General features: G+C 34.2%; 17 protein-coding genes. 5 read left to right on the top strand and 12 right to left on the bottom strand.

All coding sequences use genetic code 11. The features are described from left to right. Positions 1–8: 8 nt before the first annotated feature. Positions 9–2,462: a glycoside hydrolase family 2 TIM barrel-domain containing protein gene (locus ACXGQW_RS04755; RefSeq protein ID WP_457823955.1), complete on the top strand. Its 2,454-nt coding sequence runs from the start codon at positions 9–11 to the stop codon at positions 2,460–2,462. A 242-nt stretch (positions 2,463–2,704) separates the two neighbouring features. Here ACXGQW_RS04755 and ACXGQW_RS04750 read toward each other — a convergent pair whose 3' ends face one another. The 4 genes from ACXGQW_RS04750 to ACXGQW_RS04735 all read right to left on the bottom strand — a co-directional run bounded on the left by ACXGQW_RS04750 (position 2,705) and on the right by ACXGQW_RS04735 (position 5,342). Next, complete coding sequence (locus ACXGQW_RS04750; protein ID WP_457823954.1) at positions 2,705–3,256, bottom strand: YbhB/YbcL family Raf kinase inhibitor-like protein; 552 nt, start codon at positions 3,254–3,256, stop codon at positions 2,705–2,707. A 185-nt stretch (positions 3,257–3,441) separates the two neighbouring features. Beyond that, a complete protein-coding gene (locus tag ACXGQW_RS04745) occupies positions 3,442–4,044 on the bottom strand; it encodes a DUF1684 domain-containing protein (protein WP_457823953.1) in 603 nt (200 codons plus the stop codon). 3 nt (positions 4,045–4,047) lie between these two features. Further along, positions 4,048–4,764: a class I SAM-dependent methyltransferase gene (locus ACXGQW_RS04740; protein WP_457823952.1), complete on the bottom strand. Its 717-nt coding sequence runs from the start codon at positions 4,762–4,764 to the stop codon at positions 4,048–4,050. A gap of 26 nt (positions 4,765–4,790) precedes the next feature. Then, a complete protein-coding gene (locus tag ACXGQW_RS04735; protein WP_457823951.1) occupies positions 4,791–5,342 on the bottom strand; it encodes a sigma-70 family RNA polymerase sigma factor in 552 nt (183 codons plus the stop codon). A 271-nt stretch (positions 5,343–5,613) separates the two neighbouring features. Here ACXGQW_RS04735 and ACXGQW_RS04730 point away from each other — a divergent pair, with 271 nt between their 5' ends. Further along, on the top strand, positions 5,614–5,781 hold the full coding sequence (locus tag ACXGQW_RS04730; protein WP_457823950.1) for a DUF5522 domain-containing protein: 168 nt from the start codon (positions 5,614–5,616) through the stop codon (positions 5,779–5,781). A 5-nt stretch (positions 5,782–5,786) separates the two neighbouring features. Then, positions 5,787–6,509 (top strand): DUF4197 domain-containing protein, encoded by a 723-nt coding sequence (locus ACXGQW_RS04725; RefSeq protein WP_457823949.1) that lies wholly within the window; start codon positions 5,787–5,789, stop codon positions 6,507–6,509. A gap of 113 nt (positions 6,510–6,622) precedes the next feature. Here the strand turns inward: ACXGQW_RS04725 and ACXGQW_RS04720 are convergent, their stop codons facing one another. The 8 genes from ACXGQW_RS04720 to purH all read right to left on the bottom strand — a co-directional run bounded on the left by ACXGQW_RS04720 (position 6,623) and on the right by purH (position 15,772). Next, positions 6,623–7,435 (bottom strand): ABC transporter substrate-binding protein, encoded by an 813-nt coding sequence (locus ACXGQW_RS04720; protein WP_457823948.1) that lies wholly within the window; start codon positions 7,433–7,435, stop codon positions 6,623–6,625. Beyond that, on the bottom strand, positions 7,435–8,268 hold the full coding sequence (pyrF, locus tag ACXGQW_RS04715; protein WP_457823947.1) for an orotidine-5'-phosphate decarboxylase: 834 nt from the start codon (positions 8,266–8,268) through the stop codon (positions 7,435–7,437). The genes ACXGQW_RS04720 and pyrF overlap by 1 nt, the downstream gene beginning before the upstream one ends. 423 nt (positions 8,269–8,691) lie before the next feature. Next, a complete protein-coding gene (gene rodA, locus ACXGQW_RS04710; RefSeq protein ID WP_457823946.1) occupies positions 8,692–9,969 on the bottom strand; it encodes a rod shape-determining protein RodA in 1,278 nt (425 codons plus the stop codon). Next, a complete protein-coding gene (gene mrdA, locus ACXGQW_RS04705) occupies positions 9,950–11,836 on the bottom strand; it encodes a penicillin-binding protein 2 (RefSeq protein ID WP_457823945.1) in 1,887 nt (628 codons plus the stop codon). Before mrdA ends, rodA begins: the two co-directional genes overlap by 20 nt. Continuing rightward, positions 11,833–12,345, bottom strand: a complete 513-nt coding sequence (locus tag ACXGQW_RS04700) for a hypothetical protein (protein ID WP_457823944.1) — start codon at positions 12,343–12,345, stop codon at positions 11,833–11,835. The genes mrdA and ACXGQW_RS04700 overlap by 4 nt, the downstream gene beginning before the upstream one ends. After that, positions 12,338–13,159 (bottom strand): rod shape-determining protein MreC, encoded by an 822-nt coding sequence (gene mreC / locus ACXGQW_RS04695; RefSeq protein WP_457823943.1) that lies wholly within the window; start codon positions 13,157–13,159, stop codon positions 12,338–12,340. Before mreC ends, ACXGQW_RS04700 begins: the two co-directional genes overlap by 8 nt. A 4-nt stretch (positions 13,160–13,163) precedes the next feature. Next, entirely contained in the window at positions 13,164–14,192 is a 1,029-nt protein-coding gene (locus ACXGQW_RS04690) for a rod shape-determining protein (protein ID WP_457823942.1), read from the bottom strand. Positions 14,193–14,245: 53 nt separating this feature from the next. Further along, positions 14,246–15,772 carry a bifunctional phosphoribosylaminoimidazolecarboxamide formyltransferase/IMP cyclohydrolase gene (gene purH / locus ACXGQW_RS04685; RefSeq protein WP_457823941.1) on the bottom strand — a complete coding sequence of 509 codons (1,527 nt, stop codon included), beginning with the start codon at positions 15,770–15,772 and terminating at the stop codon, positions 14,246–14,248. A 204-nt stretch (positions 15,773–15,976) separates the two neighbouring features. On the opposite strand from purH, the gene xrtF reads away from it, so the two are divergent. Together xrtF and ACXGQW_RS04675 are read left to right on the top strand one after the other, a co-directional pair. Then, positions 15,977–16,519, top strand: a complete 543-nt coding sequence (gene xrtF / locus ACXGQW_RS04680; protein WP_457823940.1) for an exosortase family protein XrtF — start codon at positions 15,977–15,979, stop codon at positions 16,517–16,519. Beyond that, complete coding sequence (locus ACXGQW_RS04675; protein ID WP_457823939.1) at positions 16,512–16,946, top strand: exosortase F system-associated membrane protein; 435 nt, start codon at positions 16,512–16,514, stop codon at positions 16,944–16,946. The genes xrtF and ACXGQW_RS04675 overlap by 8 nt, the downstream gene beginning before the upstream one ends. Position 16,947 lies beyond the last annotated feature (1 nt).

Here is a 16,947-nt window from a genome sequence, read left to right as displayed (position 1 = left end):
TTACTAAAATGAAAAATTTCTATTTGATATGTGTTTTGATATGCTTGGTCTTTAGCTCTGTTAAAGCTCAGGATGTCAATTTTAACAAATCGTGGAAGTTTTTGAATAAGAATGTTAAAGGAGCAGAACAGCCCCTATTTGATGATTCCGGATGGCGAACGCTGAACTTACCACATGATTGGGTGATAGAAAATTCTTTTGATGTTAAAAAAAATGGAGCCAATGGAAACTTTTCTTATAAAGGGATAGGTTGGTATCGAAAAAAAATTAAAGTAAAGCCAGAAAATCAAGGTAAAGTAGTAAGAATAGAATTTGAGGGTGCTATGTGCAATGCTCAGGTGTGGATTAATGGACAACTCGTGGGAAGTAGGCCTAATGGGTATATTGGTTTTGAGCTTGATATCTCACAATATTTAAAATATGATGATACAGAAAACATCATAGCCGTGAGATTAAATCCTGACGAATTATCTTTTCGTGGGTACTCGGGAGCAGGTTTGTACAGGTCTGTATGGTTAAGAGTAGATGAGCCTATTTACATTGATATTTGGGGAACCTATTTTAAGACTTCAACAATCAACCAAGATTTTGCTATTGTTCAGAACGAAACGACAATCATCAACAAAAAAGGCAGCAAAGTAAATATAGAAGTTAGGCACGAATACATTTCTCCAACAGGACAAAGCGTAGCGATAGAAAGAGAAATCGTAACCGTTCCAGCAAATTCAAGAGGAGTTTCTGCTACTTACACCAAAATTAACAAACCACAAAAGTGGGACATTGATACTCCTAATATATACAACGTAATTACAACGTTACACGAAGGTGGGGTGAAGATAGATACTTTTCTGACTAGAATCGGACTAAGAACTTTGACTTATACCAACGACGGTTTTTACATCAATAATCAAAATATTAGATTTAAAGGGGTTTGCTTACGTCACGATAACGGAAGTTTAGGGACTGCTGTATATCGAAAAGCAGATGAAAGAAAACTTAGATTGATGAAAGAGATGGGAGCAAATGCGGTTAAAGTAAGCCATAATCCACCTTCTAGAGAGTTTTTAGAGTTGTGCGATGAAATTGGGTTGATGGTAATAGACGAATTTTTTGATGTATGGCAGAAAAGCAATACTACCAATGGTTATGATAGATATTTTGAGGACTGGTCTGAGCGCGATTTAAAAGATATTATTACTAGAGATAGAAATCATCCATCTATAGTAATGTGGAGTTTGGGAGATGGAATACTAGAACAGAGTAGTAGAAAAAACGGATATAAAATAGCGAAAAGACTACACGATCTTTGTGTTGAGATGGACCCATCACGTCCAACGACTATGGGGCTAGACAATTACAAAAGCACTTATGCTTTTAACTTTGCACAGCAGGTACAAATTCCGGGAATAAATTACAAGCCATCAGAATATCAGGCTATTCGAAAGATGTTCTCACAATTGCCTTTATACGGTTCAAAAACTTCGGGATACGCAAGCAGTAGAGGAGTGTATCACTTACCCATAAAAAATTACAATACTCATAAATCCCAACACGTTACAAGTTATGATGTTGCAGGTCCTATAGGGACTTATCCACCAGATGTGGAATTCTATTTTCAAGAAAAAAACACAGACCTTCTAGGAGCGTTTGTTTATACAGGTTTTGATTATTTAAAACCACAAACTACAATCACAACTGAAGACAATGCTAACGATAACAATTGGAATAAAAATTGGCCTTCCCGTGCTTCTTACTTTGGAGCTGTAGATTTATGTGGATTTCCTAAAGATCGTTTTTACTTGTACCAAAGCCAATGGACTGAAGCTCCTATGATACACTTACTGCCTCATTGGAATTGGAAAGGTAACGAAGGAAAAAAGATACCTGTTTATTGTTACACCAACTGCGATGAAGCAGAATTGTTTGTGAATGGAGTTTCTATGGGTAGTAAGGTGAAGGGAAAGGATGTTACGGAAATTCCTGTTGATTTTTTAAATGATGAATCAAAAACTTTTAAATCTAAATATAGACTATCTTGGGAAGTTCCATACAGGGCTGGTAACATAAAAGTAGTTGGTTATAAGAATGGAGAAGTTGTTAAAGAGGAACAAATTTTTACAGCGGGAAAACCATCTAAAACGACGTTAACAGCAGATAACAAAATCCTAACGGCTGATGGTAATGATTTGGTATACATCGCTATCGAGATCAAAGATACTAAAGGAAACTTATGTCCTAACGCAGATAATTTGATAAAATTTTCAGTAAAAGGAGAAGGTGTTTTGGTTGCTGTTGACAACGGAAATCAAATAAGTAATGAGTCTTTTCAAAAACCGCAAATAAAAGCTTTTAACGGTAAATGTGTGTTGATCATAAAATCGACAGAAAAGAAAGGAAAGATAGAAGTCACTGCCAAATCCAAATCTTTAAAATCTTCTAAGATTGTGATTTATTCTAAATAGTTTGTTCAAAAATATAGAGGTTCGAATGATTTAAATCCCTAGCTAATATCGATTAATCATAGACTGCTGAAAGATTCGCCATTATAAAAAGATGTGAATTAAAGCACTTAATCTCTAAAACAAGTGCTTTCTCCTAAACATTAGGAGCAACACATAATGCAAGCTAAGCTAACTTGAGATAATAGGAGAAATGAAAAAACCGAAAGAAGTATGTGACTTCTTTCGGTTTTTTCAAATTTTGACTAGTCTCTTTTATAATAACTAACAATGCTAGCCTTGGCAATGGTGTTATTATTTAAATAATAGCCCACAACTGCGGCATTGACGTTTTTATCCAATCCTAACTTATCTGTTTTTAAGGCATACACGGTAATCATATATTGGTGTAATCCGTGTCCTTTAGGAGGGCAAGGTCCACCATAACCATTGGTACCATAATCCGTAACACTTTGAATAGCTTGTTTAGGAGCTAAGTTTAAGTTGATGTTTCCAGCATTGGCAACCAATTCATTCACATTGGCAGGAATATCAAAGACCAACCAATGCCACCACCCACTACCTGTAGGAGCATCCGGATCGTACATCGTAATAGCAAAGCTTTTTGTTCCATTAGGAGCATTTTTCCACGATAATTGGGGAGATTCGTTTTTACCAGTACATCCAAAACCATTAAATTCTTCAGATTTTGTAGTTTCTCCACCAATTGTTTTACTAGTTAGTGTAAAAGTACTTTGAGCAAATAGGCTATTACTAAAAGCAGCGATAAGCGTGATAATTAAGAGTTGTTTTTTCATTGTGTTTGATTTTGAAGATAATTACAAACATAAGTAAGTAACTCGAAGTATTATAAGATTGATGGTTCTAAAAAGAGCTTATACCATACTATTGTCACTTCTACTTAGTGAAATAAATAGCTAATAGTGTAATTAATAAGTACCACACATCTTTTCCAAGGATATTCGGTATTTCTAAACGCTGTTTAATATTTTACTCCCGCCAAAATTTTAGTAGCTATATGATTATTTTTTGGAGGAATTGGGCAGACAAAATTTTTGTTGTAAGCACAATAAGGATTGTAAGCTTTGTTAAAGTCTAAGGTGATATAACCTGTAGGGTTCTCAGGAATAGTAGTATCTATGTATCTACCTCCACTATAAGTGGTAGTTCCGTTGGTGATATCTGTAAATGGGATAAATAAATAGTTTTGATATCCTCTTTTGTTTTTTAACGCAATGTTTTGGTAAATACTGAGTGTGTACTCTTTACCATCAAGCATAAAGGTTGCTAAAGCGTATTGCTGGTATGGGTCTTTTTGTGTTCCCGTAGTTTCCATATAAAAAACAGGACTGTTAAAGGTATAGGTTAGTTTAGCTTTTACCTTGTATTTAGAGTTGATAGGAAAAAAAGGTAGCGAATTAAACTTTTTACGTTTGGTTTTGGGTAGAGGACTTTTTGTTTTGTCTTTAAAATGGTTGTTTAACTCGGTTCTATGTAGGGTAATTAGCTCTTTATAACTTTTTTGAGCATAGGTATTACTCAGCATAAAACAAAAGAATAAGAGGAATGTTATTGTCTTTTTCATAAGTTAAGCTTTGGTAATTTTGGCTAAATAATCATAATGTTCTCCTTCTTGAATGAGTTCACAGTTTAAACCATTGTAAACGGCACATCGTTGCAGAGTATTGTAATCTACATACAGCCAATCAAAAGTTTCCGATTGTTGCTCTTTATAGTTCATCCAAAACTGTACCTCTCCGTAATAATCTTGGGTACCATCTATCCAATGATCTCCGTTTTCATCTTCAAACATATAAATAATATCGGAAGAGTCTATTAAAATTTGACCTTTGGGGGTTAAAAAGCTAGATAGATGCTTTAAAAATTCTGCTAACCTGCTAAGTTTTCCACAAATTCCAGTACCGTTCATCAATACTAAAATAGTGTCGAACTTTTCGTCAGTTGCAAAGTTGTAAATATTTGCAACGTTTACTTTATGGAGCCCTCTATCTTTTGCAACTTCTACGGCCCCTCCAGAAATATCAATAGCGGTTACTTTTAAGTTTTTACTTTGTTGCAGGTACAAGGAGTGACTACCCGCTCCACAGCCCACATCTAACACCTTTCCCTTAGCGAGTTGTAAAGCCTTTTGTTCCAAAGGAGGCATTTGGTTAAAATTTCTTAGTAAATAATCTAAAGGCATTTCATCTTCTTCGCTAACGGAGGAGTTCGTGAGCAACTTGTCTTTGACGTTTTTATCAAAATAATATGCTTTTAAAGCATTTCCCAAAACATCTGTAGCCATTAAGTAAAAAGTTTTTTCAAAAATACTTAGTTGTGTTGAGGCTTACAAACTTTGCACTCATCAATGTCTTTGTGTTCACCTTTTAAATAACCATTGTCGTCAATACTATAGTTGCAACAATCAACAAAGCCTTGCTTTAGCAATTCTTTACCTCTTAATATTCTAGACTTGGTGGCAGCTAAGCTGATGTTAAGTTCTTCGGCTATTTTTTGATGCTTGTATTGCTTAATAGTACTTAAAAATAGTACATCCTTGTATTTTTTTGGAAGTCTTAGAATTAGGGGCAATATGCAGTCTACAGCATTGTGATTCTCTGTTTTTTCGGTTGCTGGTGTTATCAACGAATCAGAACGATTTAAATTTTTGTGCTTTTTAAAATAGTCTAATACGGTATTGTTGGCGATGGTAAAAATCCATGATTTTAATTTTGTACCATCCTTTAAATTTTTTTGATGTGTGTGGATTTTAATAAACACTTCTTGCAAAATATCATCAGTAATTACGGTATCCTTAGTTTTACTAAAGACGAAACGCTTTATATCTTCCGAAAATTGATTCCAAATATTTTCTGTATCCATAAATAAATGTTCAAAAAATGGCTACTCGTTTGTTATAAGTAGCCATTTATAAATTTAACAATTACAATGAGAACATGTACAGCTATCGCAGGTACAATTTGTACAGTTTCCGTTTGTGCATCCATTACACTTGCAAGTACAATTCGTGTCTTTCATGATTTTAAAATTTAAGGTTACTTTCTACTAATAAGACGATTGAAATTATAAAAAGATTCATTTTTTAATCAAATTTTACTGGAATAGATAAATAAGCTTAGTATTTTTGATGTCGATGAATAAATTAGATATCAAACCAGAAGAAGGGGATTATTATACCAATGAGCAAGGTTACAGAGTTTTTACGGAGCAGTATCACTTAAAAAGAGGATATTGCTGCAAAAGCGGATGCAAGCATTGCCCTTATGGCTATGATAAAAAAACGGACACTTTTAAAAAATAAATTAAATGAAGAAAATAGTAGTTTTGGCACTAGCGTTAGTCTTAACAAGTTGTGCAGAATTGAATAACATAGTTAAAAGTTTGCCAATAGACCAGATATCCAAAGGTGCTCCTTTGAGCAATTTAGATATTTCTAAGGGACTAAAAGCTGCCTTGAACAAAGGAATATCCGACCAAGTAAGTAAGTTGACCTCAGAAAAAGGTTTTTACAATAACGAATTGGTAAAAATAGCTTTACCAGAGGAGTTGCAAAAGGTTGATGAAACTTTACGAAAGTTTGGTTTGGGAGATTTGGCAGACAGAGGATTAATTGCTCTAAACGCTACCGCCTCTGATGCTGTTAAAACAGCTACTCCTATTTTTGTAAACGCAATTAAGAGCATGAGTTTTAACGATGCTCGTAATATTTTAATGGGAGACAATACAGCTGCTACAAATTATTTAACGAATACCACAAACGATAAGCTATATGCATCTTTTAATCCGGTGATTAAGAGATCTTTTGATAAGGTAGGAGCTGCTGATATTTGGTCTCGATTAATTACAAAGTACAATCAATTGCCATTTATCTCTAAAGTAAATCCTGATTTAACGGATTATGTTACCCAAAAAGCTTTGGCTGGAGTGTATACAATGATTGCGGTTGAGGAGCAAAAAATTAGAACAGATATTTCTGAACGATCTTCTACTTTGTTACAAAAGGTATTTGCTTTGCAGGATAAAAAGTAATTGATTACTGAAACATTTTATAATACTTAAACAACCCCAACAAAATTATTTTATTGGGGTTGTTTGCTTAATAGTATTTGTGAAAATTCAGTAGTTGTAGATAGTTCTAATGCTTACTTAAAAGAAGAACCCTCATTTAATCTAATTCTCAGAATCTTAAAATAATCAAAAGCTTTAAGAATTCTAGAACCAAACCAACTAAACATTTCTCCGTCTACAAAAACGGCACTAGATCTGTTGGTGTATTCACTTATTTCAAAAGCGTGCTGGTCCTTAAAAGGGAAAGGTTCTGATGAAAATAACAAAACTTCAGGATCTCCGTCGTGTCTTATTCTCTGTGGATTTATTTCTGGATATTGTTCTAGGTTTTGATAAATATTATCGAATTTACACAGAGACAACATTGAGTTGATGTAAGTGTTGTTAGCAGCTACCATCCACGGATTGTGCCAAATAAAATAAGCTACTTTTTTATTATCAAAATCTTTGACAAAAGAAGAAAAATCTTCCAATTTCAAATTGATTTTTCTGTTTAACAAATCTGCTTCAGTTCTTCTATTAAGCATCATCCCCATATTTTTGATCATACGTTGTGTATCTTCAATAGATGAAATTTCTGTAACATACACTTGAGTAAACTTTTGTAAAGCTGCAACAATTTCAGGAGTATTTTCTTCTTTATTGCAAAAGACCAAATCGGGTTTTAGTTCCTTTATCAGGTCTAATTTTACTTTTTTTGTGCCTCCAACAATAGCCTTTGTATGCTTAAAATGGGCTGGGTGTACACAAAATTTAGTAACTCCTATAATAAGTTCTTCTACGTTTAAATCATATAACGTTTCTGAAATAGAGGGAACTAAGGAGATTATTCTTTTAGGTTTTTTATCAAAATTTAATTCGTTACCTAAATCATCAATAAAAGTCATTATGCAATGTTGTTATTAGCCAAAATAGTTGCCATTTGTTGCTGTAGCTTCTCAGCTTCTAATTTTGCAGCCTCCGCAAAATTATTTTCATTGCTTGCATAAATAATACCTCTAGAGGAATTGATTAGTAGACCAATATTTTCCTTGTTGATACCGTGCTCACAAACTCCCTCTAAACTACCACCTTGTGCACCCACTCCAGGAACAAGCAAAAAGCTATTGGGAGCAATTTCCCTAATTCCTTTAAAATATTCTGCTTTGGTAGCTCCCACCACAAACATTAGGTTTTCTGAATTATTCCAAGTCAAAGATGTTCTTAAAACCTCTTTGTAAAGGGGTTCTTTGGAGTTTAGTTCTTTGCCTTGAAAATCTAGCCCACCTTTATTAGAGGTTAATGCTAGCATGATGGTGAATTTATCCTTAAAAGCTAAGAAAGGTTCTACAGAATCGCTTCCCATGTAAGGAGCTACGGTTACAGAATCAAAATCTAAATCTTCAAAAAATGCTTTGGCATACATGGTTGAGGTGTTTCCAATGTCTCCACGTTTGGCATCTGCAATGGTAAAAATTTCTGGGTACTTGTCGTTGATGTATTTGATGGTTTTATCTAAAGATTGCCATCCCTTAATACCATAGGCTTCGTAAAAAGCGGTGTTGGGTTTATAGGCTACAGCTGCATGATGTGTGGCCTCTATAATTTGTTTGTTAAATTCAAAAATGGGATCTTCGGTAGCTAATAAATGAGTAGGTATTTTGTTTAAATCAACATCTAAACCTACACATAAAAAAGATTTTTTTCTTTTGATTTCTGATACTAACTGATCTAAAGTCATCCTTGAATTATTTGAATTTAATGATGTGCCAAAAATACGGATATAGGATTTAGGAGACAAGGGGTATGGAATTTAGTTTTAGGTTGATGAGCACCAATTTGCAGAAGCAGGAGCATCTGGATTTCTCAATACAATTTTCTGTTGAAAATCACTTAAAATGATTATGCTAAAACTTCACGTTAATTGTACTGAACTGGCGTTAAATAGGTTTTGAAATCAAGATGATAGGGCTTAGCAGTAATTTTTTAGTTTATTGATCAACCACCAACCACGCAACTAAACGTGTTAGGGATAGTAGTGGCATCCTTTTACTGCCAGTTTGAGTGAATTTATGAAGTGTAACGGAATAAATTTGTATCGAAAACAAGTAAAAGATATAACGGATAGCCCGACCTGCAAGGGAACACCCAAATATGAATAACGTTACAGTTCGTATTTTTTAGAGGCATCTAGCTTGATGAAAATAAACAGCAACATGGTAAATCCCCATAAAGATGATCCTCCGTAACTAAAAAAGGGTAGGGGAATACCGATGGTGGGGAATAACCCAATGACCATGGCGATGTTGATGAGTACGTGAAAAAAGAATACACAAGCTACACCGTAACCATACACTCGACTGAATTTAGATTTTTGTTTTTCTGCTAAATAAACAATTCTCAAAATAAAGGTCATAAACAAAATAATGGTTAATGCAGAACCCCAAAAACCCCATTCTTCTCCAATGGTACTAAAAATATAATCGGTGTCTTGTTCGGGTACAAATTTTCCTTGCGTTCGATCTCCATCTAAATAACCTTTTCCAAAAAAACCTCCAGATGAAATGGTTTTGATGGACTGGTAAGTATTGTATCCAATGTTTTTGGTGTCGTTACTTAATCCCAGTAAAATATTAAATCGATCTCGGTGTCTTTGTTTAAATACATAGTTGAATACGTAATAAACGCTATACACGTAGCTTATAATAGTAATGAGGAGTCCTAAAATTTTAATCCACTCAAAACGGAGTGATTTTTTTTTGACTTTTACTAAATATAAAACGGTAAGCATTGTGAGGGTTAAAACAACGGCAATTACGTAAACATAACCAAAAACGAGTGTAGCCAAAAATAAGGCTATAGCGGCTGCACCAATAATCATAATACTTGGATGTAAGCCCTCTCGATAGAATAGCAAAATAAAAGAAATATACACCAATGCTGATCCAGGATCTGGTTGGAGGGTAATTAAAAATGCAGGAATAACGATGATAACAAAAGTCTTTAACTTGTTTACTAGAGGTCCAAAGCTAAATTTCCTTTCGTTTAAGAGTCTTGCTAGGGCAAGTACGGTTCCTGTTTTGGCAAATTCTGTAGGTTGTAAACTAAAGCTTCCAATGGCATACCACGAGGTGGCTCCATTGATGTTTTTACCAAAAACGAAAAGTCCAGCGAGGAGAAGCATGCAGAAAAGATATATATAGGCTGCAAACTTTTCGTAAAAAGAACTTTCTATAAACAAAAGAAATACACCTATAACAAGCCCTAGTACTATCCAAATAATTTGCTTACCGTAACGCGTAGCGAAATCAAATATTTCGTGGTGGTTTTCTGAACTGGCAGCCGAGTAAATATTCATCCACCCAAAGCAGACTAGGAGTAGATAAAGGAGTATTAACGTCCAATCAATTTGTAATAATATGTTATTTCTTTGCGACCTCAAGACTTTGTATAGATAGTTGTTTTTGATATTCTTTTTGCAAAGAAGTATTGATAATTCTTTTTTCCCACCAGGCTAGTGTTTGTGTGCCCAAAAGGTATTTCTCAATCATTAAACTGGCAATTGGAGCAGCAATGGTAGAGCCATACCCTCCATTTTCTACAAAAATAGCTAGGGCTATTTTAGGATTCTCTTTGGGAGCAAAAGCTACAAATATAGAATGATCTGCCAATATATATTTAATGCCATTTTTTCTGATGTAGTTTTGCACCGTACCTGTTTTTCCACAAATATCTACTCCTTTAACTTGTACGTGTTTAGCGGTTCCCTTTTTGTAGACATCGTGCATTCCCTCTATAACTGGGGAAAAATGTATAGGATTTACAGTGGTTTGTTGTTTGGTGGTAAATTTTTCAATATCAATACTTTTTCCATCAATTTTTTTAAGCACATGGGGTTTGTAGTAATAACCTCTGTTGGCAATGGCAGCTACCATGTTAGCCAGCTGAATAGGAGTAGTGACTACTTCCCCCTGCCCAATGGCATTAGAGATAATAGTTGGGAATTTCCAAGTTTTTCTGGGGTATACTCGGTCGTAATAATCTGCATTGGGAATGTATCCTTTTCGACCTGTGGGTAAATCGTAGCCTAAATAATTCCCTAAACCAAAACTGTTTAAATGTGTAGCCCAGGCATCTACTCCTTGTTGAGGTTTAGGGTATTTTTCTATCAACCGCTTGTAAACGTTGGCAAAGTAACTATTACAAGATTTGGCAATTCCAAGCCTTAAATCGATGGGTCTTCCCACAATATCACAATGGCATCCCATAAAGTTGTGTTTGGCATTCCCGTACCTATATCCATGGTGGCAATAAAAAGTAGAGGAAGGTGTGATGACCTCTTCTTGAAGTCCTATTAATCCTTGAATTAATTTAAAGGGGGATCCAGGTGCGTAAGCTGCCTGTAATCCTCTATCCAACATAGGTTTGTTAATACTGTCATTAAATAGAATTACCGAGTTTTTAGACTTTTTTCGACCTACCATTAAATTAGGATCATAGCTCGGTGCTGTAATCAAAGCCAGTATTTCTCCTGAGCTAGGTTCAATTGCCACAATCCCCCCTCTTTTGTTTGTCATTAGAAGTTCTCCGTATTTTTGGAGTTCTAAATCTATAGAAAGCGTTAAATCGTTACCAGGTTTGGCAATCGTATCGTAAATTCCATTTTTGTACGGACCAATAACCTTGTTTAGTCGGTCTCTTAATTTGTATTCTACCCCTTTGGTACCTCTAAGTAATGATTCGTACTCTTTTTCTATTCCTTGAGTTCCTACCAACTCTCCCTGCTCATAGTAAGGGTTTTTTCTAGCCAACTCTTCATTCACCTCATTTACGTAGCCCAAAATATTGGCGGAAGATTGATGAGGATAGTGTCTTAGTGCCTTTGATTGTATGCTGAACCCTTTGTACTTATGAATTTTTTCTTGTAGATAAGCGTAATCTTCTTTAGCGAGCTGACTTAAAAAAACGGAAGGTAACCATCTTGAATATTTTTTAGCTCTAGCCAATTTATAGAGCAAATATTTTTTATCAATCTTTAAAAGATTACAAAACTCAACAGTATCAAATGGCTTTACCTCGTTAGGAATTACTTTTACATCGTAGGTTTGCTCATTAGCCACCATTAATTTACCATTTCTATCAAAAACAAAACCTCTTTCAGGATAGGTGTAAATCCTTTTTATGGTAGAGCTTGTTAAAGATACTTCTTTGCTATCGTGTTTGATAACTTGTAGAAAAAAAAGTCTAGAAATAAAGATGATACCTGTAACCAAAATAAGGATAGGAAACAGCAGACTTCTTTTTTTCATTTTTTGTTGGTTGGCGTAAATATGGCTAAAAGGATAGTTACCACAAAGGTAGTAAATAAACTATTTGTAAAAGACTTATAGATGGCTTCTCCTAAAAAAGCAGTGTTAAAATACTCTAAAACGTATAGTATCACTTGATGAATAAACGCGAGAACAAATACAAAAATTATTTTAGCAGCGGTATTGTAGTTACTGTATTTAAAAGTTTTTAAATCAAGCTCCTTATCCTTAAAAATAAACTTTAATAAAGGTAATTTAAAGTAAGCAATAGCCAAACAAGCAGCAGTATTGATACCACCGGAGTTGCAGAAAATATCAATTAACAATCCAAAGAAAAAAGCATTCAAAATTAGACCAGTAATATCCTTCTTTAAGGGGTACCAGAGAATAAATAAGATAGCGATTTGAGGGTTGATGTATCCAAAAAATCTTAAGTGGTTTGCTATTAAAACTTGAAAAGGAATTAACAACAAAAAATGAAGTGCAATTTTGATGTTATCCTTAGTCATATGTTGATTTTTCTAGTTGTTCAATCTCGTTCTTGTGTAAGTTTTTAATGATGTATACATTGGATACATTTCGCACATCGTTAAATAGTTTAACGTTGATTTGCTGGTAGCGGTTGTGTTCAAAATTAATATTGACTACTTTTCCAATAAGTATACCCTCCGGGAAAATAGCAGATCTACCTCCTGTAATAATGGTGTCTCCTACGCTTAATTGAGCCTGCCTAGGAATGTCTTCCAGCTGTACGGTATTATGCGTTCTACCATCCCAAGTAATGGTTCCAAAGTATTCGTTGTTTTTTAAACGAGCGTTGGCTTTAAAATTAGTGTTAAGAACAGAAATAGCACTAGCGTAGTTGTTAGATGTGTTGGTTGTAATTCCTATAATTCCCAAACTATTTACAATAGCCATGTCTTGACGAATATTGTCCTTTTCACCAATATTTAATGTTAGGTAATTGTTCCTTTTATGAAAATCATTATTGATGATTTTGGCAGGAGCGTATTGGAACTTTTGATTAAATCCTAAATCAACACTATCCTTAAATTCGAGATGGGTAGGAGTGTTTTTTAGAATATAATTTTTGAGTTTGCCGTTTTCTTGAGCAAGTAAGGTGTTTTCTTCTTTGAGGTAAAGATAACTTCTGAAAGAAGTTACGCTGTTATACACTCCACCAGATAGGTTGTTGGCAGAATTGATAAATTTGCTTTTTCTGTATGAGTGATATTGTATGGTAAGAAACAAAGCAATCAATTCTAATACAAAAAACAAGAGAAAATTTCTGTGTTTTTGAATTAAATAAAAGATGAATTGCATGTGCCTAGCTTAATAGTACGGATTTGTATTTTTCTAACTCTTTTAAGGCAATTCCCGTACCTCTAACTACAGCTCTCAACGGATCTTCAGCAATATAAACAGGCAAATCTGTTTTTCTGGATAAACGTTTGTCTAAACCTCTTAACATAGACCCTCCACCTGCGAGGTAGATTCCCGTATTGTAAATATCAGCTGCTAGTTCTGGAGGAGTAGAAGATAAGGCTTCCATGACAGCATCCTCAATCCTTAAAATTGATTTATCTAAGGCTTTGGCAATCTCTCTGTAAGAAACTTGAACTTGTTTAGGTTTACCACTTAATAAATCTCGCCCTTGTACTAACATATCTTCAGGAGGAGTTTCTAAATCTTCTGTAGCAGCTCCTATTTGAATTTTAATTTTCTCGGCAGTGGTTTCCCCAACATGCAAGTTGTGTTGTGTTCTCATGTAGTACATGATGTCATTGGTAAATAAATCACCCGCAACTTTAACAGATTTGTCACATACAATACCAGCCAATGCAATTACAGCAATTTCTGTAGTACCACCCCCTATATCAATAATCATATTACCTCTTGGCTCCATAATATCAATACCTACACCAATGGCAGCTGCCATTGGTTCGTAGATAAGGTATATTTCTTTTGCATTCATGTGAATGGCGGAGTCTCTTACAGCTCTTTTTTCTACTTCTGTAATTCCAGAAGGAATACAAATGACCATTCTTAGTGAAGGAGCAAAAACTTTCTTTTTAATGGAAGGAATACTTTTAACAAACTCTTTGATCATTTCTTCAGAAGCTTGGAAATCTGCAATCACACCATCCTTCAACGGTCTAATCGTTTTGATGTTTTCATGCGTTTTTCCTTGCATCAAACTAGCATCTTTACCTGTAGCAATAATTTTTCCAGTTGTCCTATCTCTTGCCACAATGGAAGGAGAGTCAATCACCACTTTACCTTCGTGAATGATAAGTGTGTTGGCTGTACCTAAATCAATGGCAATATCTTCGGTCCAAAAGTCAAAAAATCCCATGTGCTAATGAATTGTTTTAGTGTCTGTATGTATTCTTTATAAATGTACTAAAATTAATGTTTAAAATGGCGAGTTCCTGTAAACACCATTCCAATTCCGTTTTCGTTACAATAATCAATAGATAACTGATCTTTAATAGATCCACCTGGTTGAATGACAGCTTCTATTCCAGCGTTGTGAGCAATTTCCACACAGTCTGGAAAAGGGAAAAAAGCATCACTAGCCATTACCGCACCTTTTAAATCAAATTTAAAATGATTTGCTTTTGCTATCGCTTGCTCTAAAGCATCTACTCTAGAAGTTTGACCCGTACCTCCCGCACATAATGTTTTGTCTTTTACCAAGATAATTGTGTTAGATTTCGTGTGCTTACAAATTTTAGAAGCAAACAATAAATCATCGATTTGAGCATCTGTTACTACTTTTTCTGTAACGTTTTTCAAATCTTCTTTTTTATCGGTAACTAAGTTCGCATCTTGGAACAATACTCCGTTTAATGCTGTACGATAGGATACTTTTGGCAATTCAATATCTTTTAAGATTAGAATTACTCTGTTTTTCTTTCCTTTTAATACTTCTAAAGCATCTGCATCATAAGCAGGAGCGATTACTACCTCACAGAATAATTTGTGAATTTCTTCAGCAGTAGCTATATCAATCGTTTTATTGGCGATTAAAACTCCTCCAAAAGCTGAAGTAGGGTCTCCTGCCAAAGCATCAACATAAGCATCTCTTAAATTGTCTCTTTGTGCAAAACCACAAGCATTGTTGTGTTTTAAGATAGCGAATGTAGGAGCTTCTCCTTTAAATTCGTTAATTAAGTTTACCGCAGCATCAACATCTAATAAGTTGTTGAAAGATAATTCTTTACCGTGTAATTTATCAAACATAGCCTCTAAATCTCCATAAAAAGCACCTTTCTGATGTGGATTTTCTCCGTAACGTAAAGGAGTTGCTTTGTCAAAAGATTGACGGAAGTTAGTTTCCTCTTCATTCATGTAGTTATAAATAGCAGCATCGTAGTGACTAGATACAGCAAATGCTTTTGCAGAAAAACGCTTTCTGTCTTGAATAGAAGTAGCACCGTTGTCAGTAGAAATGATATTTAAAAACTCATCATATTGTTCCATAGAAGAAACGCAGATAACGTCTTTAAAGTTTTTAGCGGCAGCTCTAATTAAAGAAATACCACCGATGTCAATTTTTTCAATAATATCTTGTTCAGGAGCTCCACTAGCCACCGTTTTTTCAAAAGGATATAAATCCACAATAACAATATCCATTTCAGGAATTTCAAACTCAGCTAATTGTGCTTTGTCACTTTCATTATCTCTACGGCTTAAAATACCTCCAAATACCTTTGGATGCAAGGTTTTAACACGTCCTCCCAAAATTGACGGGTAAGAGGTAATATCTTCAACAGCAACGCAGTTAATACCTAAGTCTCTAATAAACTTTTCAGTTCCCCCAGTTGTGTAAATAGTAATCCCTAACTCGTCAAATTTTCTAACAATTGGCTCTAAACCATCTTTGTGAAATACTGAAATTAAAGCTGATTTAGCTTGTTTCGTAGTGCTCATTTTTATGAATTTCGATTAAAAAAGCAAAATTACTAAAAGTACTCCAAAGCATAAACTATTGAGTGTGTTTATTGTTAAAGTTTTATAAATTGTATAGAACTTAATATTTTAAAACTATTTTTGAATTTAAGTTGTGTTGTAATTATAGTGAACGATAAACTTTCAACACCGTTGTTACAGTCATACTTCAAATAAAATTGACAGATGAAAAATAAAAAAATTTGGTGGTTCTTACTTCGGTTTTTTGGAACCTACTTTGTTCTTTTTGCCTTGTATTCTTTGTTTCTGTCTTTAACACAAGTAAAGGGGCAAACTTTTGTTTGTGACCCCTTAACAAGAAACGTAGCCAACCAATCTAGAAATTTGTTAAACGCTTTTAATCAAAATGCAGTAACCGAAAATGATTCTACGGAATTGTGCGTAAAAATGATTGTTGATGGTTATTACGTAGTGGGTGTTATTGAGGGGTGTAATTCTGTGAGTATCATTATTCTCTTTGTAGCTTTTGTTATGGCATTCAAAGGGACTTTAAAACGAACCGTGCTATTTTCACTTTTTGGAATCGCAACTATTTATTACGTAAATATTTTAAGAATATCCATCCTTACTTACGGAGTTTTTCATTTTGGGAGTTATACGGATGTATTACACAATATTGTTTTTCCTGCCATTATTTATGGATATGTATTTTTACTGTGGATTATTTGGGTGAACTATTTTTCTAATTTAAAAAAGAGAGATGCCTAAGGCTTTAAAAGTTATAATAATAATCGGTTTGCTATTGGGCTTAGTTCTGGTAAGAGCTTTTGAGTACGACCTATTTTACGATCCACTTTTAAAATATTTTAAAGGAAATCATCTAACAGAACCTTTACCCGAAATCAACATTTTCAAATTAGTTTTTTCATACACTCTTAGGTATGGAATAAATGCAATGATTTCATTATTAATTCTAAAAATTGTATTTCCTAAAAATTCCTTTCTTAATACAATAGTGCTGTTCTACACCTTGGCATTCGTGCTATTGATGTTGCTGTTTTTTAGTTTTATTGTTTTTGAAGTGAATGTAGGCAACCTAATTTTATTTTACATCCGAAGGTTTATTATTCAGCCTATATTTATTCTTCTTCTTTTTCCTTTACTATACTTGTTTAAAAAAGGTTACACATTGTAGC

Source organism: Wenyingzhuangia sp. IMCC45533, from assembly GCF_054111225.1.
The sequence above is the reverse complement of the archived record's forward strand: the minus strand, read 5'-3'. Positions and strand labels throughout refer to the sequence as shown.